The sequence below is a fragment of the Photobacterium sp. GB-1 genome (assembly GCF_003026165.1).
GTDB lineage: Bacteria > Pseudomonadota > Gammaproteobacteria > Enterobacterales > Vibrionaceae > Photobacterium.
Window position 1 is genome coordinate 1 of record NZ_PYOB01000011.1, and the last position, 20,027, is coordinate 20,027.

General features: G+C 39.3%; 16 protein-coding genes. 9 read left to right on the plus strand and 7 right to left on the minus strand.

The features are described 5' to 3' along the window. The first annotated feature begins 799 nt into the window (after positions 1-799). The 5 genes from C9J45_RS12065 to C9J45_RS21755 all read left to right on the plus strand — a co-directional run bounded on the left by C9J45_RS12065 (position 800) and on the right by C9J45_RS21755 (position 7,955). Positions 800-2,188, plus strand: coding sequence for a lytic polysaccharide monooxygenase (locus C9J45_RS12065; protein WP_107207016.1), 1,389 nt, complete (start codon positions 800-802; stop codon positions 2,186-2,188). A gap of 712 nt (positions 2,189-2,900) precedes the next feature. Beyond that, a complete protein-coding gene (locus C9J45_RS12070) occupies positions 2,901-4,811 on the plus strand; it encodes a BCCT family transporter (protein WP_107207117.1) in 1,911 nt (636 codons plus the stop codon). Between the two features lie 175 nt (positions 4,812-4,986). Beyond that, positions 4,987-5,340, plus strand: coding sequence for a putative quinol monooxygenase (locus C9J45_RS12075; RefSeq protein WP_107207015.1), 354 nt, complete (start codon positions 4,987-4,989; stop codon positions 5,338-5,340). Positions 5,341-5,425: 85 nt separating this feature from the next. Next, positions 5,426-5,701, plus strand: coding sequence for a hypothetical protein (locus tag C9J45_RS12080; protein WP_107246849.1), 276 nt, complete (start codon positions 5,426-5,428; stop codon positions 5,699-5,701). A gap of 289 nt (positions 5,702-5,990) precedes the next feature. Beyond that, a complete protein-coding gene (locus tag C9J45_RS21755) occupies positions 5,991-7,955 on the plus strand; it encodes a chitinase (RefSeq protein WP_233217732.1) in 1,965 nt (654 codons plus the stop codon). A 95-nt stretch (positions 7,956-8,050) separates the two neighbouring features. Here C9J45_RS21755 and corA read toward each other — a convergent pair whose 3' ends face one another. Then, on the minus strand, positions 8,051-9,001 hold the full coding sequence (gene corA / locus C9J45_RS12090; RefSeq protein ID WP_107207013.1) for a magnesium/cobalt transporter CorA: 951 nt from the start codon (positions 8,999-9,001) through the stop codon (positions 8,051-8,053). Between the two features lie 555 nt (positions 9,002-9,556). Then, a complete protein-coding gene (locus C9J45_RS12095; protein WP_107207012.1) occupies positions 9,557-10,600 on the minus strand; it encodes a GMP reductase in 1,044 nt (347 codons plus the stop codon). Positions 10,601-11,010: 410 nt separating this feature from the next. On the opposite strand from C9J45_RS12095, the gene C9J45_RS12105 reads away from it, so the two are divergent. After that, positions 11,011-11,364, plus strand: a complete 354-nt coding sequence (locus tag C9J45_RS12105; protein WP_107207010.1) for a hypothetical protein — start codon at positions 11,011-11,013, stop codon at positions 11,362-11,364. A 67-nt stretch (positions 11,365-11,431) separates the two neighbouring features. On the opposite strand, the gene C9J45_RS12110 is transcribed toward C9J45_RS12105, so the two are convergent. Then, positions 11,432-12,445 (minus strand): AraC family transcriptional regulator, encoded by a 1,014-nt coding sequence (locus C9J45_RS12110; protein ID WP_107207009.1) that lies wholly within the window; start codon positions 12,443-12,445, stop codon positions 11,432-11,434. 170 nt (positions 12,446-12,615) lie between these two features. On the opposite strand from C9J45_RS12110, the gene C9J45_RS12115 reads away from it, so the two are divergent. Both C9J45_RS12115 and C9J45_RS12120 read left to right on the plus strand, forming a co-directional pair. Beyond that, on the plus strand, positions 12,616-12,987 hold the full coding sequence (locus C9J45_RS12115; RefSeq protein WP_107246826.1) for an MFS transporter: 372 nt from the start codon (positions 12,616-12,618) through the stop codon (positions 12,985-12,987). Continuing rightward, on the plus strand, positions 12,980-14,203 hold the full coding sequence (locus C9J45_RS12120; protein WP_107259828.1) for an HlyD family secretion protein: 1,224 nt from the start codon (positions 12,980-12,982) through the stop codon (positions 14,201-14,203). The genes C9J45_RS12115 and C9J45_RS12120 overlap by 8 nt, the downstream gene beginning before the upstream one ends. A 57-nt stretch (positions 14,204-14,260) precedes the next feature. Here the strand turns inward: C9J45_RS12120 and C9J45_RS12125 are convergent, their stop codons facing one another. Beyond that, a complete protein-coding gene (locus C9J45_RS12125; protein WP_107292577.1) occupies positions 14,261-15,433 on the minus strand; it encodes a cation:proton antiporter in 1,173 nt (390 codons plus the stop codon). 209 nt (positions 15,434-15,642) lie between these two features. Then, positions 15,643-15,957, minus strand: coding sequence for a hypothetical protein (locus C9J45_RS12130; RefSeq protein ID WP_105061871.1), 315 nt, complete (start codon positions 15,955-15,957; stop codon positions 15,643-15,645). Between the two features lie 315 nt (positions 15,958-16,272). Here C9J45_RS12130 and C9J45_RS12135 point away from each other — a divergent pair, with 315 nt between their 5' ends. Next, entirely contained in the window at positions 16,273-16,596 is a 324-nt protein-coding gene (locus C9J45_RS12135; protein WP_107246821.1) for a hypothetical protein, read from the plus strand. A gap of 117 nt (positions 16,597-16,713) precedes the next feature. On the opposite strand, the gene sstT is transcribed toward C9J45_RS12135, so the two are convergent. Together sstT and C9J45_RS12145 are read right to left on the minus strand one after the other, a co-directional pair. Continuing rightward, positions 16,714-17,955: a serine/threonine transporter SstT gene (sstT, locus tag C9J45_RS12140; RefSeq protein WP_107207005.1), complete on the minus strand. Its 1,242-nt coding sequence runs from the start codon at positions 17,953-17,955 to the stop codon at positions 16,714-16,716. 367 nt (positions 17,956-18,322) lie between these two features. Then, positions 18,323-20,017 (minus strand): BatD family protein, encoded by a 1,695-nt coding sequence (locus tag C9J45_RS12145; RefSeq protein ID WP_107246820.1) that lies wholly within the window; start codon positions 20,015-20,017, stop codon positions 18,323-18,325. Positions 20,018-20,027 lie beyond the last annotated feature (10 nt).

The following is a 20,027-nucleotide window of genomic DNA, read 5'->3' on the forward strand; positions in this document are numbered from 1 at the left end:
AAATGAAACATTCTAAATATAGAATGCTATTTTATCTAAAGTGCTAAAATGACGGAGTGTAAGCATAAAAATCGTTTTTTGAACAATGTTCAGGAATTCCAATATGAGCATTTATTCACTGCAATTATTATCGACTCACTCGTTTTATCTCATTTGTTGTTGCGTAGATAGAAGGTAGAAGTTGCTATTAAATACCAAATGAAAATGAAAATGAAATGGTAATACAAATCAATATCATTAAGTGTGTGGTTTTGACCTGTACTCTTACTATAGACGTTGTAAATGATTTTTTACCTGTAGTGTTGGAAATACCTTAATAATTTAATGTTTAAAATAAAACTGACGATTAAATAGTAGGTAGATTGTAATCTTAAATATTTTTCAATTATCGACTGTCGATATATTGACATATTTGTAGCTGATTTTTTGACGTGGCAATAATATATTCTTATTTTTTATTTTAATAATGGTGATGTGTGATGTTTATTTTTAAATATATATCAATTTAACATTTTTAAATGTAACAAAAAGTATTGTTTCAACGCATCTGTGATGTAATTATTTCTTTTAAAACAATTGGTTGGGTTGTTGTTGTTTGTGGTTTTATCGTATTGATTAATTTTGTTTATTATACGTTTTTTGTTCTATGCATTATAAAATGCAGCAGCGGATGGAATGAGTTCTTTGCGCTTTCACTGTATAAAAATAACCATAAAAGTGGATTAAAACAGTGGTTATAGAATAGTGTTCTAAATTTTAAATAAAACTTAGGTCACGACACATTTATTGAGAGAAAATAATGTCATCTAAATTAAAAAAACTATCTTTATCTGTAGCATTTGCTCTAGCTAATATAGCTGCAATTGGTGCTGCAAATGCTCACGGTTGGGCTGAGTTCCCAAGTGCTCGTCAAAACACGTGTTATAACGATGGTGGTTTTTGGTCAAATGCGATCCCTAACGCAGCGTGTAAAGCATCGTACGAAAAATCAGGTGTAGAGGCATTCATTCAACGTAATGAAGTGGCATCTTTGAATCCTAATTACAATGATATCAATACGGTTAAAGCGAACATTAAAGATGGTCAACTTTGTGCCGCGGGTATGCCTGGTAAAACGGGTCTAGATATCCCACATAAAGATTGGCAAAAAACGGAAATCGTTCTTGATGCAAACGGTGAGTTCGATTTCGTGTGGACAGCAACAGCACCACATAACCCATCGTTCTGGGAATTTTACCTGACGAAACCCGGTCACGATTTTTCACAACCTTTAAACTGGGATGATCTAGAACTTGTTCATACGGCAGGTAATGTGATGCCAAGTGATGGCTCACCTTACAAAACGTATAACTTTAAAGTGAAGCTTCCAAAGGATCGTTCAGGTGATGCAGTACTTTACACTCGCTGGCAGCGTATTGATCCAGTGGGTGAAGGTTTCTACAACTGTAGTGATATTATCATTAAGCAGTCTGGTAATGGTGGTGAAGTGACGCCTCCACCAGTTGTTGGTGGTGATATGAACGCAATTCCAGGTTACTTTGTACCTGCGGGTTACCAAGTACCAGCTGAAGGTGACATTGTCCGTTTCCGTCTAATGGCACCAGTAACGGGTGCAGAAGTGTTTGATCACCGTTTAGTGATCACTGCTGCTAACCAAGCTACATGGGTAGAAACACTAGCATCTGAGATTAATGCTCTAGATTCAGAAAAGCTTATTGTAGGTGTATGGAACCAAACTTCAGGTCAATACGAATTTAATGACTCTAATATTCATGCAAACCAAGTATGGGTATCAGAGAAAGATTACGCTTTTGCTGTTAGTACGATTAAAGCACTAGAGCCACTACCACCAGTTCCACCTGTTGATCCTGAAGAGCCAGAAACAGAAGTGCCTGAAGGTAGCTGGAGCAAAACGGCTGTTTATAACGATGGTGATGTGGTAACTCACCTAGGTAAGACATGGAAAGCTGGTTGGTACACTAAAGGCGAAGAGCCAAGCAAAGCAGATGTGTGGAAACAAGTACTCGCTGAAGGTGAAAAACCAGAACTGGGAGCTTGGTCTTCTTCTAGAGTTTACAACGAGAATGACGTTGTAACTCACAACGGCTCAAGTTGGAAAGCTGGTTGGTACACTAAAGGCGAAGAGCCAGGAACAACGGGTGATTGGGGTGTTTGGCGTAAGCTGTAACCTTAACTAAAAGAGAAGCCTATATCTACTGGATATAGGCTTTGTTCTATTCGATAAGTTAGAACTTATGAGTTCGTCAGATATTTTGTCGGCAAGAATAGCAAGAAGTTTTGATCGCGCTCTATCTAACATTATGCTCTATTATTGAAAGCCAAATATGAGAGTAAGCAAAACTACCCAATGTTGTTGCACAAAAACACCGATAAAATTGTTCAGTATTCTGTTTTTAAAGATCCAAGAATAAAAGGATTTGATCTTGCTCGATATAAATTTAAGCAGCCCAAAAAGTAAGGTGAAAGTAAATACTTATCAATGACCTCATTATTTGATTTAGCTTAATCATCATTTATAAAGTGAAGCCCGAATAGGGCTTCGCTTTTTTTTTAGGGATATTTATGATCTGGTTCGATATAAAGTATGAATAGGTTGTTAATAGCTACTTATCAGAGTGAATATTTTTGAAAGAGAGGGGGTGATGAGAAAAGGAAAGTAAGAGATCTCAATTGTATCAAAATGTTAATTTAGTAACGTGTTACCGTCTGTTTTTTAATATATATGCGGATTAGTGCTCAGAAAATGAATAAAAACAGAATCGATAAAAAAAACTTATAACCTCAATTAAGTTTTCTGTTTGTGTTGTTGTTGTTAAAAGATGAACATTAGTTTTACTTTTATGGACTATGTGTAGCAGTAAGGAAACATAGTGAACACAATACAAAAAAACTTTAAGTTGATCGATAAGCCAACATTCTTTGGCGCACTCGCAATGTTGATCTCGGTGGTTGTTCCACTGATCCTTTTCCCTAAAGAAGGGGCTATCTGGATTGCGACAGCAAAAACATTCATGACAGATAAACTCGGTTTCTTATACCTAGCGTTAGGTTTAGCTGCTGTATTCTTTATGGTTTACATTATCTTCTCTGATATAGGCCAAATTAAATTGGGTGATGCAGACGAAGAGCCTGAATTTAAAACTGCATCATGGGCTGCAATGCTATTTTGTGGTGGTATTGGTGCAAGTATCCTTTATTGGGGGGCTATTGAGTGGGCTTACTACTACCAAAGTCCGCCTTTCCAATTAACACCAGGAAGTGAAGAAGCGGTACGTTGGGCTGCGACCTACGGTGTATTCCACTGGGGACCTGTTGCGTGGGCTATCTACCTTGTACCGGCTGTGCCAATTGCTTATTTCTTCTATGTTCGTAAGCAGCCTGTCTTAAAAGTTTCTGCAGCGCTAATGCCTGTTATTGGTGAAGCACGTAGCTACGGTTGGACAGGTAAAGTTATCGATGTTCTTTTTATTTTTGGTTTATTAGGTGGTGGTGCAACAACATTAGGTTTAGCCGCACCTCTTATTACTGAAGGTTCAAACTACCTGTTCGGCACACCAAAAAATACAGAAACACAAATTTTCGTACTACTGATTTGTACTTTAATTTTTGGTTACTCAGCATATGCGGGTATGGAAAAAGGCATCAAGATCCTAAGTAATATCAACTTCTGGGGTGCGCTTGGCTTACTTGCGTTTATCTTGGCTGTTGGTCCTACTATTTTCATGCTGGAAACAGGCTTAGATTCACTAGGTCGTATGCTGTCTAATTTCTTTGTGATGGCAACATGGGCAGAGCCATTTGGCGGCTACGGTTCATTTGAAGACACGCACTTCCCACAAGATTGGACAATCTTCTACTGGGCATGGTGGTTAGTGTTTGCACCAAGTATGGGTCTGTTTATCGCACGTATCTCTCGTGGTCGTACGATCAAGCAAATGGTAGCGGGTTCTATCTTCTTCGGTTCAATGGGCTGTTTCCTATTCTTCATGGTACTGGGTAACTATGGTTTATCGCTACAGCTATCGGGTCAGTTAGATGTGGTGTCGATCCTGAATGCTGAAGGTGCAACAAAAGCGATCTTCTCTATCCTAGAACAACTGCCATTTAGCACATTAGTTATCGCTGTATTTACTGGATTATGTTTAATCTTTACAGCGACAACGTTTGACTCAATCTCGTACATTCTGGCCTCTGTTGTACAAAACGACGTAACAGAAGAGCCAATGCGATGGAACCGTCTGTTCTGGGCTTTCGCAATGTCATTTATGCCATCGGTATTGATGTTCATGGGCGGCTTAGCAACACTGCAAACTGCGGCGATTGTAGGTGGCTTACCATTACTGTTCATTACTGTAATGCTAATGATTTCAGCAGTTAAAGCTGCAACATTAGACTTGAGTCACCAAGAAGGCTACGAAGATCCTGTTATTAACATCGAAGATTTACCTGATGTTGATCCATGGTCAAAAGAAGGCATGGCGTTAGCGAAGTTTGAGCAATTGAAAGATGTTGCGATTGAAGCGGCAGATGCTGAGCGTGATGCACTGAATGCAATCTGGAAAATTAAGAAAACAATTCGAGCTGAAGCATTAGCCCGTGGTGATAGTGGCGCGGATATGGGTGAGGTTCCTGCTGAATTAGCAGAAGAGTTACACCGCCTAACCACAGAAGCGATGGCAGCGAAAGAAACCAAGCTTGAAGCATCAGCACAAGCACAGGAAGCACGTGTTGTTTTCAATGAGTTGATGAAAGAGAGAGAACAAGCAGCAATAACTGAAGCAACCGCTTAATAACTAACGTTATTGCATTCATAAAGCGATCCTTAGGGGTCGCTTTTTTTATTTTACTTGCATTGAGATAACAAAATAAAAATATCAAAGAAGTAACAAGTATCTTTGTAAACATTGATACGTTAAAGTTTTGACTTACCGATACGCAAAACATAGCACAAGAAGGGGAATGATAATGACAAGCCGAGTATATGTACTTGCTCAATTTAAACCAAAAGCAGGGAAAGAAGCTGAATTATTTGATGTGCTAAAAGCATTAGAGCCGGATTCATACCGTGAAGAAGGTTGTATTCAATATATGTTGACGCGTCAGATTGATCACCCTAGTGCAACTCGAAATGATTACCCGATTGTTTTTAATGAAATCTGGCAAGATGCTGAATCGTGGGCCGCTCATGGTCGACGTAAACAAATCCAACATTTCTTTAATAGCCAAGTTAAAGATCCAGCAGGGTTAGTCGAAGATGCCATTGTTACCGCTTACAGTGATGAAGGTTACGATTATGATGCGCCGTGTTTTGATGTATAGATAGAGGTCATATTTTTTGAATGTTAAAGATGCCCTGATAATGTTGATATTACAGGGCATATTTTGATTAGAACGGTATTTTAAAATGCGAAAAACAGATAAAAAAATAGATAACACCATTATTTCGGCCTTAACGGATGTTTGCCATATTGCCCAACAAAGCCAGTCAGGTTTTCAATGGTTAACACACAATGTTAATTATCAATCTTTTCCAGATAGTTTAACGGTTACGTGTGTTTATGAGATTGAGCCGACCGATACGGTTAAAAATGAGATGCGTTTATTAGTAGCAGATAAACTCGCTGAAATTGGTATTGTTTTAAAAGATAACCATCGTAAAATTTTATTTGCGAATAAATAGCCGCAGTAATGGTGTTATTGGATGATGTATAGCGTCATAAATTTGGCATAGGTTGCAACTTTGATGTAATTATTGATAGCTCTCTTGTTATTTTGTCTTACCACTTGTGTTATTTCTCTAAAAATTGTGGGTTTGGTTGCGATGTAAAAATGCGCTCGTAATACTGACAACGTATATCCACGATAAAATAACAAGTTGAGAAATAGAGGTTGAGGGTTTAAACATAGCTCTCATTATTCATCATCATTTATTTTGTCATCTTGTAAACTTCCAAATCAAGGATGATAAAATGCTGAGAATTAAACCAGCAAATAAAGTCGCTTCAATTGCTTTATACCTATCAGCTGCAATAGGGCTATTTGCTACCCATGTTTCTGCTAAAGAAATCCCTTTTGAGCTTGGTGTTACGAAAGTCACTAATGGCGATATTGTCTCTTTTAAAGGGGAATGTTACACCGCAAAAAATAACCCGGGAACGTGGGAAGCACCAAAATCAGGTTCATGGTTTTGGGTGCCGGTAATCTGCTCAAGTGATACCGTTGAACCGCCTGTCGCGCCTACTGTTGTCGAACTTCCTGTTACTGAGCCACCCGTCATAGACCCAGAGCCACCAACAACAGACATACCTTCTGATATTACCACTTTTGTGTTAGGTGAAACTCGTGTAGCTAATGGTGATATTGTTTCTTATCAACGACAGTGTTTTATTGCGCAAAATAACCCTGGGGTATGGGAAGCACCAAAAGCCAGTTCATGGTTCTGGGCTCAAACAAGTTGTGGCACTGTTGAGCCACCAATTACTTGTGAGTTACCTGAAGTATTAATTGAAAATCAATGTGTGATACCGCCTGTTGAATGTCCTGATGGCAGCAGCGCAGCAACGGTAGATGAGTGCCCAGTTGCTCCGCCTGTGGTGTGTTCTGATGGAAATTCTGCTGATTCTGTTGAGTTTTGTCCGCCAGAAAAAGTGGTCTGTGAAGATGGTAGCCAAGTTGACGATATTGCACAGTGCCCTGTCATACCTGTGACGTGTCCTGATGGAACAACTGCAACTAAGGTTGGAGATTGCCCGGCTATTGATGTACCAACAACCATGACAGTAACCTCTGATGGTAACGGAGGATACTTAATTCCACGTGCTGAGTTTATTGCAATTGAACAAAGCCTAACCAGTGGTGAGTTATTCGATCGGGTACGTTCAGATACTGTAACGTTAGATAACGTATCAGTAGAAGCGGTATTACCATTACGTGCAGCGAATCCTGAAAACGTAAAACGAGCAGAGTCGATTGTAAATGAAGCATTATGGGAGTTCTTGTTCCCGATCCGCAATCAAGCTTATACCTATAATCGTTTCCTTCAAGCGATTGCAAAATTCCCTGCGTTTTGCCGTACCTATAATGATGGTCGAGACTCTTTAGCGATCTGTAAGCGTTCACTTGCCACTATGTTTGCTCATTTTGTACAAGAAACAGGGGCTCATGCGCCAAACTGGGAAGGAGCATTAGGTAATCCTGAGTGGCGTCAAGGTTTGTATTATGTGCGTGAAATTAACAAGTCAGAAAGTGATACCACAGGCCCTTACAATAAATGTACTGGGTGGGCTGGTGATCGCTGGCCTTGTGCAAATAAGAGTTACTTTGGACGTGGAGCAAAACAGTTAAGTTGGAACTATAACTACGGACCTTTCTCTGAGGCTATGTTTGACGACAAAATGGTGCTGTTAGAAAAACCAGAGCTGGTGGCTGATACATGGTTAAATCTTGCGTCTGCAGTTTTCTTTTATGTCTATCCACAACCACCAAAGCCGAGTATGTTACATGTTATTGATGGTACGTGGCAGCCAAATGCAGCAGACAAAGCCAACGGTATTGAGCATGGCTTTGGCGCCACGATTCAAATCATTAACGGTGCCTTTGAATGTACGAAAGGATCGACAACACCACAAGCTAAAGCGCGTATTGCTTATTATAAAGAAATCACTAATTACTTAAATCTTGATATCTCAGGCGAGAAGTTAGATTGCGCTGATATGAAACCGTTTAATACGAGCGGTGCAGGAGCACTAGAAGTGTACTGGGACAAAGATTGGAGCTGGGATGCGAATACTCCAAGTAATGCTAGCTTCAAATGTAAGTTAGTGGGTTATCAAACCGCTTACAGTGCATGGAATGCTGGCGATTACGAGCTGTGTGTTGAAGATAATTTCAATGTACAGGCAACGGGCGTGAATGGTGACATTATTCCTAATTAATTAGGATCCAAAAGTAAATAACAAAGCCCACAGTGATGATGAATTTCAGCTGTGGGCTTTTTCTTTATAGCAAGAAGACGCTATAAAAAGGGATATTATAACCAACCTTTACGTTTAAAGTAGAGGTAAGGTGCAAAACCTGCCAGTAGCATGAGCAATAGCGCATAAGGATAACCGAGCTCCCAATGAAGTTCAGGCATAAACTTAAAGTTCATACCATAGCTAGATGCAACTAATGTTGGCGGAAGAAATATTACTGATACCACCGAAAATATTTTAATAATTCGGTTTTGCTCAATATTAATGAAACCCATAGCCGCATCCATCAGGAAGTTAACCTTTTGGAATAAAGATTCATTGTAGGGCAATAGAGATTCAATATCGCGTAATACTTCGCGTGCTTGCTCTAACTCACTTGCTGGTAAACGCGCTTTTCTTACTAAAAAGCTTAGTGCGCGCTGAGTATCCATAAGACATAAACGAATCTTCCATCCTGCATCTTCTTGCTCTGCAAGACTAGATAAGGCTTTGTCAAAATGCTCGCCCGGTTTACCACCTAAAATGACCTTACCAATTGACTCTAACGCGCTGTAAATGTCTTCAATAACATCAGCCAGTTGCTCAATTTTTGTTTCAAATAGATCTAACAGCAACTCATAAGCACTACCTTGTTGTAAATGTTGAGTACGTGCTCGCATTCGGTAAAGACGAAATGCAGGTAATTCACGCTCACGTAAGGTAAATAAGCGACCATCACGGATGGTAAAAGCCACTGTTGAGTTAGTGGCATAATCTTCAGCATCCTCATAATAGAAGAAAGAGTGAATATGAAGACCGTCTTCATCTTCAAAAAAGCGCGCACTAGCCTCAATATCTTCTAGTTCAGGGCGAGTTGCTAACTCTTGACCTAGTTCTATTTGAACGCGATCTCGTTCTTCTTCATTGGGTTCGATAAGATCAACCCATAATGCTGATGAGATTGGATCTTTATCTTCTAAATTCAAACGTTGTAAACGGAAATCGTTCAATTTAAATGCGTTTAGCATGTTTATATCTCCGCGAATGGTGATGATATTAACAACACATTAAAACACAATTTGAAGCAAGATAAACAGAGCTTCTACCAATACAAACTGGTGGAATAAGATTTAAACAAAAGCAACGAACAATAGGGCTGCGTATGCTGACAGTTAAACGTTGTCAACTCACACGCAAAAGCAGGGGAGGACAGATTAACGAGGAAAAATATTATTCCAGTATCGACTGGGAGTGTTCAAAGTGGTGTCCTCTCAAATGATGGTGTGCGCATGTTACGCTTGAGCTCATAGAACATCAACTAGCGCTATTGCAACATTAGATTTGCGCTAAGATAAGTTAGGTAAATGGCTCATTCAGCGTTGATTCAGGAAAGTTATTGTGAGCAGATAGCTGCTAGGGCGGTTGTGGTTGTGTTATTTAGAGAGGCGTCTTCTATACTAACGCGAGGAGTATTAATGAGTAACTATGGGAAAGAATAAAGCCTTCTTCAAACACGGAAGTCGCGAAGAAAAAGGCTATATCAAATTATGACTTTCTATTTTTTAAATATAAAAATCAATAACTTACTCTTTACCGTAAACGTTGTTTTCTTGCTCTTGTACTCGAATAAATGTCGTACGCTTAGTTAGCTCTTTAAGCTGCGCGGCACCGACATAAGTACATGTTGAGCGGACACCACCCATAATATCTTGGATTGTATTTTCAACAGGGCCACGGTAAGGAAGCAGTACAGTTTTACCTTCTGCTGCACGGTATTTCGCCACGCCACCTGAATGCTTGTCCATTGCACTTTGGCTAGACATACCGTAGAACTTCATAAATGTTTTGCCATCTTGCTCGATAAGTTCGCCGCCGCTTTCATCGTGCGCCGCTAACATACCACCAAGCATAACGAAATCAGCACCGCCACCAAATGCTTTTGATACGTCGCCAGCACATGAACAACCACCGTCACCAATGATACGGCCACCTAGGCCGTGCGCAGCATCTGCACACTCAATAATAGCGGATAGTTGAGGGTAGCCGACACCCGTTTTTACACGTGTTGTACATACTGAACCTGGGCCAATACCCACTTTAACAATATCAGCACCTGCAAGAATCAGTTCCTCAACCATATCACCTGTTACAACGTTACCAGCACTGATCACTTTATCTGGGAATGCCGCACGTACTTTTTCAACATACTCAACAAGGTGTTCAGAGTAACCATTAGCAATATCAATACAAATGAAGATTAAATCATCTGTCATAGCCATGATGTCTTTGGTTTTTTGGAAATCAGCGTCAGAAGTACCAGTAGAAACCATGGCATTATTCAGAACAGAAGCGTCGTTGCTGTTAATAAAGTCAGCCCATTGCTCTACCGTATAGTGTTTATGAACTGCTGTCATCACATTGTGTTTTGATAAGGATTTAACCATTTCAAAGCTACCAACAGAGTCCATGTTTGCAGCAATAATGGGTACGCCAGACCATTGACGACCACTATGTTTGAATGTAAAATCGCGGGTTAATTCAACTTGAGAGCGACTTTTTAAGGTTGAACGTTTTGGACGAAACAGTACATCTTTAAAGCCCAATTTCAAGTCTTGTTCGATACGCATGGTTATTCCTTAAACTTATCTTATCGAATGCTGCTCAACGAAATCGTTACTGGCAGGTAAACATTTTCGCCTAGTGAGCAGGCACAAAAAAACCGGAGCGTTGTCAGACGCTCCGGTTTTCAACATTATAGGAAGCAAATTTTCAAAAACAAGCCTATAAATGTAAATAAATGTGTATTTGTGACGATAAATGAAGATAAAACTAGCCTGATTTACTATCAAAGTAATACTTTTTATAAACTTTTCGCTTCCATTCTTGGTAAATCCTTGCATAATTTCCTGCGTAGTTTGTACTGATAAAAATAAAATTTGAAATAATTCGTATCTTTAAAATGAGAAGCTATTCTTAAAAGGTGGCCAGTTTGTAAAGCTATCTTTTTCTACGAAGGGTTGTGGGAAGGTTTAATTTGTTGAAGAAAAGAAAGGTAAGGAAAATTTTTCCTCTCGATTTTTACGGGGAAGATGGAAGTTGGCGTTTCATCATTCGGGCAGAGCAGCCTGAAGAGATCATTGATGCAATGTATTGGCGTGCTTATATTTCTTGTCATCGTAAAGATTTTGATTTGTTGCATATGGCGTGCGATAAATTTAACTACAAATATAACTACTCATCATCTGATTCTTCTGAAATACACTATGGTTTAGGCGGAACACCGTTGCGTGTCAATATGATGGGGCCTATCGTGTTGATGTCGACAATCCGAGATAAAGTGATTAACGTTACAGCCGATGGCACGGATATAACTGCACAAGCTGTCGCTTAAATTAATGATTAAAATTGAAAAAAGCGTTAAATAACTGAGTTATTTAACGCTTTTTTGTATCTGCTATTTATGATTTTTGTTTTTCTAGTAAACGCTGCTGATATTGTATTGGCGTTACCCCTCGATTTCTTTGAAAGGCTTTGTTAAAGCTTTGGACATTTTTATAACTTAAATTTGCCGCGATCTCTGTTATGGGCAGCCCGCGTTGCATGTACTTTATTGCAATGTTACATAATACATAGTTAGTGGTATCGGTGAATGTCCAGCCAAAGCGGTGCAATCGTCGTTGTAACTGTTGCTTTGATAAGTCTAAACGTTGTGCAATAAAATCGAGATTAGGGTACTGGTAGTAGCGTGAATAATTGATCAACTCAAACATTAATTTTGCGGTATCAGTCGGTTGTGGCATGTTTAAAAAATCATCAAGTTGTAAATTTGACATTAACATGGGTTTTTTGAATTTAAGCACACGATTATCGACATGCTCTAATACTGACATAGGCAGCCAAACTTGGGTTGAATGTGCGTTCCAGCGAATAGGGCATTGAAAATAATCATTGATAGCTGAGTTGTGGGTTTCAGTGGCATTTAGTTGGATCTTTAATGGAGTGAAGTCGTCACCCAAATACTCACGAATTGTTTGAACAAATAAGATAGCTACCCGCAAATTATCATGCAGCCCTCCTCGTCCTTTAGAGTAAGGGTTGTGATAAGTCCATTTTAAGATATTGCCCGAGAGTTCGCTGTGGTATGACGCACCACTTTGCAAGCATGATAAGCCATAGTTGATTCGTCTCAGTGCTAATGGCAAATCGGGGCAACTTAAATACCATTCTCCTAATCCTCCCATTTGTTCAAATGTTATCTCTTTAGCCAGCTTTACCATATAAGCGGAGTCATCGGTGAGTTGTTCAATACGTTCTAACCAAGCCAAATAATCATTAAAAGGGAGCAGCGACATGCTTTCTTTAAGCAATAAATCTGGCACTTCAAGGTGGCTGAATGAAAGGTCGTAATGCTTTATGAGTGCACTATTGAGAGGCTTGATAAATAAGGTTCTTATAAAAGCAATATCTAACATGTTAGCAGACCGACAAAAAGTATGTAATGGATAGAATATATCAAATAGTAGTAATAAATGATGTTTTCAGTCCGTTTTTATTTCTCGATACACAAAATTATTCACAATGAACTCAATTAATAACGCTAATCCGTTAAATAAGAATAATGACTAAATGACCGGAGAATTTAATGAGTTTATTTAGTATGCCTTTCACTGGCACGAACATAGATACGGTATTACATATTGTTGCAGGTGTTGTCTTGATTGGCACGATTGCAGCTATTGGCATTGGTTTTTGGAAACTACATGAATTACCGATTCATAAAGCATCAAGTAGTCAACATCACCAAATAGGATTAATTACAGCATTAACCTGGATAGGCTTTATCTGGCATTGGGTATGGGTTCTTGCCGTGATTATTGCGTTCGTTGATGGAGAGCAAGCACTGAAGCGATTACGTGATATCTGGCATGGCGATAGTCCTAATACAAAAACCAATAGTGTAGATAATGATTCATCTTTAGCGCCACCAACAAAAGAGGAGCAGACGAATGCTTGAAGGTTTAGCAGTATGGGCGCTATTTATTTATCTGCTTCGTTTGGTGGGTATGCCATGGAATAAGTTTACTAAGGCTTTTGCGTATATTGGCGGTGGTAGTTGGCTAGTGTTTGTATGGTACGGGTTAATTACGTTCGCACCGATGGATTTATCTGGAGGCTCACTAGTACAGTCACCCCATATTCAGTTAAGGCCTGCAGCAACAACAATTAATGGCCATGTTAAGACTATTCACGTTACACCAAATAGTCAGGTTAAAGAAGGGGATTTAGTGTATGAGCTTGATACGGAACCCTATCGTATTGCGCTTAATAAAGCCCAAGCAAGTTTAGCATCAGCAGAAGTGGCTTTAGATATTGCTAAAGAAGATGTTGATATGGCCCAAGCGAGTTATCATGCCGCAGATAAAGATATTGAGATCGCGCAAAACCAGCTTGTTGCCGCGAATGAAGATTATAAATTAAAACAAGCAATGCTGAATCGTTATATTAAGCAAAATAAAGTCGTACAACATACGATTACGCAAAGTAAATTAGATGAGCAACGGACAGCTGTAGAAGTTGCTAAGTCACAAAAGGTGATGCTTGCTTCACAAATTGAAAAAGCAAAAATATCAGTGAAGAAAGCGAAGTTGGCATTAGAAAAGTCACGTTTAGCCGTGAATAGCCGTGAAGTTGATGTTGATACACAGCATGAAAATGTAGCAAAAGCACAATGGGATTTAGATCATACTAAAGTATATGCGCCTGCAGATGGTTATGTAACAAACTTTATTATGCGTGAAGGGCAGTTTGTCGGCTCTGTACCTCGTATGCAAATGTATACCGACGAAAAATACGTATTAATGCGAGTTAACCATCAGGCTATCCGTAATGTAAAAGTGGGACAACTGGCTGAATTTGCAACGGCAGTTTATCCTGGAAAGGTGTTTACCGCTGAAGTGGAAGGTATTGTTGAAGCGACGGGTGAATCACAAGGTAACTTGATTGGTCGAGAAACCAATGTGCGTCAAACAACGGGGGCGAATATGGCAAATAAACATCACTTCGTCCGCCTGAAAGTACTTGAAACGGAAGGTTATGATATTCCTGTCGGATCGGTCGGTATCGGTTGGATCAGCGCAGAAAAGCCGATTAGCTTCTTAGGTTTCTTAGATGTGGTACGTGGGATCATCATTCGAATGAAGTCTCAGCTATTCTATGTGTGGTCAATGTAAGTAATTACTTACAATATACAATAAGCCAGCTCTCTTATTATAAAGAAGCTGGCTTTTTTAGTCTTGGCGTAACGTATTAACATTCGATATAGGGGTTGGGTAACGACTCACTATCCAATAGGTTGAAAGAATGAAAGTTGTTAATGTTACGATCTGAATAAATGTCTTTCCTTGTTCTGAAATTAATCCATTAGCGACGGCAGTGTAAGCGAGCAATAAAGAAAACTCGCTGGCTTGGCTTAATCTTGCACTCAACTCTTTGTTGATAGGAGCTTCTGTGTTTGAAATGATAAGAGCGCAATAAAATCCCCATGCCTTCAGACGAATCAGTACTACACCAAATAAAATCCCCCATAAAGTATAAATATCGCTGGCCAGTAAGTTAATGTTCGCACCAATAGCGAAAAAGAACAGGATTAAAAAAAACTCTCGCAATGGTTTCAAGTGAATAGAAATAACATTGGAAATGGGGCTAACGGCTAACAATGTACCCGCGATAAACGCTCCTGTTTCGTACGATAGACCAATACGATGGCTGATTTCAGCCCAACAGAAACACCACGCTAGGGTTGCGACAAAACTGTATTCTTGAATAACATCAAACTTTTTCATTAGCGGAAGCAGCATGAGCTTAACGGCGAAGTATGCACTTACAATCACAATGAGAAGCTTGGCGAATATCAAAACGATAGCAAGGTCGATACGCTGCTCGGTATCGATATTGAGCAGTAGTAAAACAGTAATGGCTAAAATATCTTGAATTAACAAGATACTGGTCATTATTTCTCCCATTTTCTGGTGGTGAAGCGTTGTGGTAGGAATTAACTTAAGGCCAATAACGGTACTAGAAAACATCATTGCGGCCGCTGTGATAATGGCATCTTTGAGAGGAAGTTGGATCATTAATGCGAAAAGCAATGTGCAAATGAAGAAGAATAGACTGCAACAAAGCGTGATAAGCGCACTTTCTTTAAACAGACGCAGCAAGCGTTGAGGTTGTAAGTTTAGGCCAAGTAAAAAAAGTAATAAAATGACACCAATATGCCCCATTTGGGTCATCGCTTCAGCATTATTGATCATGCCGAGCCCATAAGGACCAATAATAATACCCGCAACGATGTACGCGATGATGATCGGTTGCTTGGCAAAGAGGAACAAACTCCCTAAGCCCGCAGCGCTAATCACAATCGCGCAAAGCTCGAAAATCATGGTATTGATACTATCAACCATCGACACCTACCTAGCTATTAAACGCAGCATGCGTAGTTGATTGCAGAAGGCAATGATAAAAGCATAGTGGTTGCAAAAAAATTGGGTTGAATGTTTTTGCGACAAGAAATTAGGAATAGGTAAAAGCGGGTGTGTAACGTGATAAATAGCGAAGAGATAACGAGAAATAAACATAGATAACGCTTAGTTATCTATGTTTATTGATACCATTAAGCGCGATACCGTTTGTATTGCGATAAAATATCGGCAATCAATTCAGGCTCAGACAGCCCATCAACTAAATACGATTGTTGATTGTTTTTAATCATTACCTCAAGATGAATTTGTTCATTATCAGTGTTTTTATGGAGCTGTAATGCGTATTCATAAGGTTGATGTCGATTGTTATCAATCACCAAACGAATACGACCATCGATACAATAAAGATCGGTGTCAAAACCATCATCGGCCAGCTTTTTACTGGCTTTGGTTAAGGCTGATCTTGCAATTGTATAGATATCGGCATGGGAAGAATACTGCGCCATGTCTTGTCTCCCTCTGTTCTAAAATATGCTAGGACGTTGGTAAACGTCTGTCGCTGTCAGAAGATTTTATCGGGCAAAGACAAGGTGTTACCAACTAAAAAAATCTATCATTATCATCAGTTCTACTTATTAAAATGTAACCAATCATTAACGTATAACTCACTGATTTTAAAGCCATATGAAAGGAGGGGATATCCATTTCAGGAATAATCAATAGTCGATTTTTTTTATTATTTCATTTTAGTCTGAAATTTTAATCTCTGTTGCTACTATTGATAGGTGCAATAAATTCAATATGTTAAAAGGAATATATGAATGTGTAAGCGTTACCTTACTTTAATCCCAGTGGTTGCTTTATTGACTCTCTCAACGGCCCATGCCGATTCTCTAATTCAAGGGTTAAATCGTGTCGATAACTCTATAGATAAAGTACAAAATACAATTCATGGAACGCAGAACTCGATACGCAATGGCCAGAATAAAGTTGATAATACACAACGTGCTATCAGTGAAATTCAAGATGGTACTTATGTAGAAAAGCGTGTTGAAAAAAAAGTGCGCAACCAAAAGCGTAAAGTCGTGAATGGGGTCATTAATAAGTCATCGAATGCGATACGTAAAGCAACGAACGTTTATTAAGTTAAGCATAACTAAGTTAAGTATAGTGATAAAAAAGCGGCGATATCATTATCTATATAAATAGAATGATATCGCCGCTTTTTTACCCATAATTTGAGTTAAGTATATAAGTCGTAATTATGAGTTTTGTAATTTCGCCTTCGCTTCTTTTCGCTCTGCTGCTCGACATGCTGCAGCGGTAAATACCACATCCGTTGAACTGTTGAGTGCCGTTTCTGCTGAATCTTGAATCACACCAATAATAAAGCCAACAGCAACAACCTGCATAGCTACTTCACTAGGGATACCAAATAAGCTTGAAGCTAAAGGGATCAACAGTAGTGAACCACCGGCGACACCTGATGCACCACAAGCCGAAACCGCAGCAACAACACTCAGTAAAACGGCTGTTGCTAAATCGACTTCAATACCTAAGGTATGAACGGCTGCAAGGGTTAATACAGTAATAGTGATTGCCGCTCCCCCCATATTGATGGTAGCGCCCAGTGGGATAGACACAGAGTAAGTATCTTCATGCAGGTTAAGATCTTTACAAAGTTTCATATTTACTGGGATGTTAGCGGCAGAGCTACGAGTGAAGAAAGCGGTAATACCACTTTCACGTACACAACGGAAAACAAGTGGGTAAGGGTTTTCAGCTGTTTTTACGTAAACAATGATTGGGTTAATAACAAAAGCAAGAATTGCCATTGAGCCTAATAGTACACCTAATAAGTGGGCGTATCCCGCCAATGCTGCAAAGCCTGTTTTAGCAAAGGTTTCAGAGACTAAGCCAAAAATACCGATAGGTGCTAAACGAATAATAAAGCGAACAATGAGTGTAACGCCATTCGACATATCATGGAAAACTTGTTTCGTTGCATCGCTTGCTTGGTGAAGCGCAAAACCAAGCGCAATAGCCCATGCCAAAATCCCAATAAAGTTACCGTTCATAAGTGCATGAACTGGATTATCAACAATCTTAAATAGCAGGGAACTAATGACTTCTGCGATACCTTCCGGTGGTGCAATTGAGTTAGAACTAGCAACAAGCGTTAAAGTGGTCGGGAAAAGAAAGCTCATCGCGACAGCAGTAAATGCCGCCATTAAGGTGCCAAATAAATACAACACGATAATTGGCTTCATGTTGGTATGAGTGCCTTTCTTTTGGTTGGCAATAGATGAAGCAACCAAAATGAAAACAAGAATAGGGGCAACGGCTTTTAGCGCTGCAACAAATAACCCCCCAAGAAAACTCACACTCATCGCTGATGATGGTGATAGTATTGCAAGTAATACACCAGCAACAATACCGACCATAATTTGTATAACTAAACTACCATTGGCCACTCTGGCTAAAAAAGGTTGTGATTGACTCATATAACATCCTGCATTTTATATTCTGTGAATAGCTTTTTATTTTGCTTCTGAAACATTTTTTAACAGGATCTGTTTGAAATAGCCAGTTATCTTTTTATAAGGTTTCAACCAACATTAATATAACGTTATATTTAACATTTTTTTATCAAAACATGGTGGATCGGCATACAAACAGCTTGTTTGATAACGATAAATGACAGTGAATGTATAATGTGTGTTAATGGATGTTGTGTGGTTATGCCAATCGTGATGAAAATGCAAAAAAACAGAAAGAATTAAATGCTTTAATATGTAAGAAAATAAAACCTCTGCTACAGCATTTATATCTGCAACAGAGGTTTTTGAGGTCGCTATTAAATTTATATATTTATTTAGGATCTAAGTCTGAGAGAGATGATGCACGTGATGCAGTTGCTTTCAGTTGCTGTGCTTGATTAAGCAATTGCATAATACGTTTATCATTCCATTGCTGGCGATCTTGGCTGTAAGTTGATGCCATAATTTCAGCGACAGCATTATCTAATTGTTCTGCTAGATCTGGATTGGCAGAGAGTTTCTCACGCTGCTGCTGTTTCCATTGTTGGTAGTAAGTTTGAATTTGTACAGTTTCACGTTTGGTAATGGCTTCTTTCAACGCTTGCTCTACATTCGTCGTTCCTGATTGAAGCACGATTTCGGTATGTGATGCAGGCTGCGCTTTACGGGCTTTAATTAATAGTCCTAGTGTTATTAACCAAAGTAAGGCAAATACTGCTGTCGCCCATTGCCAGTAGTCATGTTGTGCTACATTATTACCCGCATTGTTAGTATTAGCGCTATGTTGAGGCGTAACAACGGATGGGGTTGTTAATGCTGGTGGCGTAATTGTATTGCCTGCATTGGGATCGACCGTTACATTTAATGTTAATCCATCAACTTTTGTGGTTTGCTGCTTTTCTTGCTGGGTATTCCACCAATTAATGCTAACCGCAGGTAATTCAATCGTGCCTGTTTCACGAGGAATGATGACTTGCTTTAACGTCATTGTTGTATAGCCATTCCCTTCTGAATATTCAGGTTTCTCATCATAACTTCTTACCGATGTTGGATACGTTAAGCTGATATTCGGCATATTACTTTGGGCAATATTTTTAATACGTAAGGTTAAAATACGTGTAATAGGCTCGCCTACTTTTGCATCTACGGTTGTTTTACCATTGACCGATGGTTGCCATACCTGATTGAGTTGCAAATCAGAGGTTGGTAGCCATAAACCTTTATAGTTACTTGGTTTTGCTTTAATTGTTAGTTCAATATTTTTTGCTGTTTTATCCACTGGCACTGTTAATGTTGAGCCGAAGCCACGACTCCCTTTAATCACGCTACCGCTGAATTTCGCACCATGTAAGGTAATATTCCCTGGCTTATCTGCTGTGATCTGGTAATTGCGGGTGATCACAATATAGCGACGTCCATTTTGAACAACTTCGTTTTGAGCATCTTGCCCAACTTGCGTTGCTGTTAGTCCATCACCATAAGGTGGTGCTAAAGTCGCTTGATCCATTTGCTCGCCAATTAAGATACGCACCCGATAATTAATTGATTCGCCCACATAGATGGTTGATTTATCGTTAATACCTTCAATGGAAATAGATGATTGCTTCGCATTGGCTGCCTGTGTTTGTTTACTGCTTTTTAAAACAGTAATCGTAATTGGTTCGGTTTTTGAGCTACCAATTTGAAACGCAGGGATAGTAAGAGTGCCAACCTTGGTTGCAGCTAGTGCTACTGTCCAACTAGTATTACGTGAGATAACCCCATTAATCATCGAAGTCCCGCTACTTACGCTAGGACGACCATAAGCAAAATCAGGACTTAATGGCGCAAGATCAAGTGAATTGGTATTCACACTATCATCGACAGCAACCGTTAATTGGAAAACCTCATTAACACCAACAATATTTTTAGACACTGTTGCTTCCGCTTGTGCCGCCATCACTTGGGTTGATAGTAGTGCACTGAAAAACAAAGCAATGTACAACAATGGTGTCGTTACTTTTTTGCCAAAAAATAATTTATTCATAAATCTATTC

Coding starts and splice junctions, on each gene's coding strand:
- C9J45_RS12110 (WP_107207009.1), bottom strand. CDS start 12,445: ATGTTAGATATTGCTTTTATAAGAACCTTATTTATCAAGCCTCTCAAT.
- C9J45_RS12115 (WP_107246826.1), top strand. CDS start 12,616: ATGAGTTTATTTAGTATGCCTTTCACTGGCACGAACATAGATACGGTA.
- C9J45_RS12120 (WP_107259828.1), top strand. CDS start 12,980: ATGCTTGAAGGTTTAGCAGTATGGGCGCTATTTATTTATCTGCTTCGT.
- C9J45_RS21755 (WP_233217732.1), top strand. CDS start 5,991: ATGCTGAGAATTAAACCAGCAAATAAAGTCGCTTCAATTGCTTTATAC.
- C9J45_RS12075 (WP_107207015.1), top strand. CDS start 4,987: ATGACAAGCCGAGTATATGTACTTGCTCAATTTAAACCAAAAGCAGGG.
- C9J45_RS12080 (WP_107246849.1), top strand. CDS start 5,426: ATGCGAAAAACAGATAAAAAAATAGATAACACCATTATTTCGGCCTTA.
- C9J45_RS12135 (WP_107246821.1), top strand. CDS start 16,273: ATGTGTAAGCGTTACCTTACTTTAATCCCAGTGGTTGCTTTATTGACT.
- C9J45_RS12095 (WP_107207012.1), bottom strand. CDS start 10,600: ATGCGTATCGAACAAGACTTGAAATTGGGCTTTAAAGATGTACTGTTT.
- sstT (WP_107207005.1), bottom strand. CDS start 17,955: ATGAGTCAATCACAACCTTTTTTAGCCAGAGTGGCCAATGGTAGTTTA.
- C9J45_RS12065 (WP_107207016.1), top strand. CDS start 800: ATGTCATCTAAATTAAAAAAACTATCTTTATCTGTAGCATTTGCTCTA.
- corA (WP_107207013.1), bottom strand. CDS start 9,001: ATGCTAAACGCATTTAAATTGAACGATTTCCGTTTACAACGTTTGAAT.
- C9J45_RS12125 (WP_107292577.1), bottom strand. CDS start 15,433: ATGGTTGATAGTATCAATACCATGATTTTCGAGCTTTGCGCGATTGTG.
- C9J45_RS12145 (WP_107246820.1), bottom strand. CDS start 20,017: ATGAATAAATTATTTTTTGGCAAAAAAGTAACGACACCATTGTTGTAC.
- C9J45_RS12130 (WP_105061871.1), bottom strand. CDS start 15,957: ATGGCGCAGTATTCTTCCCATGCCGATATCTATACAATTGCAAGATCA.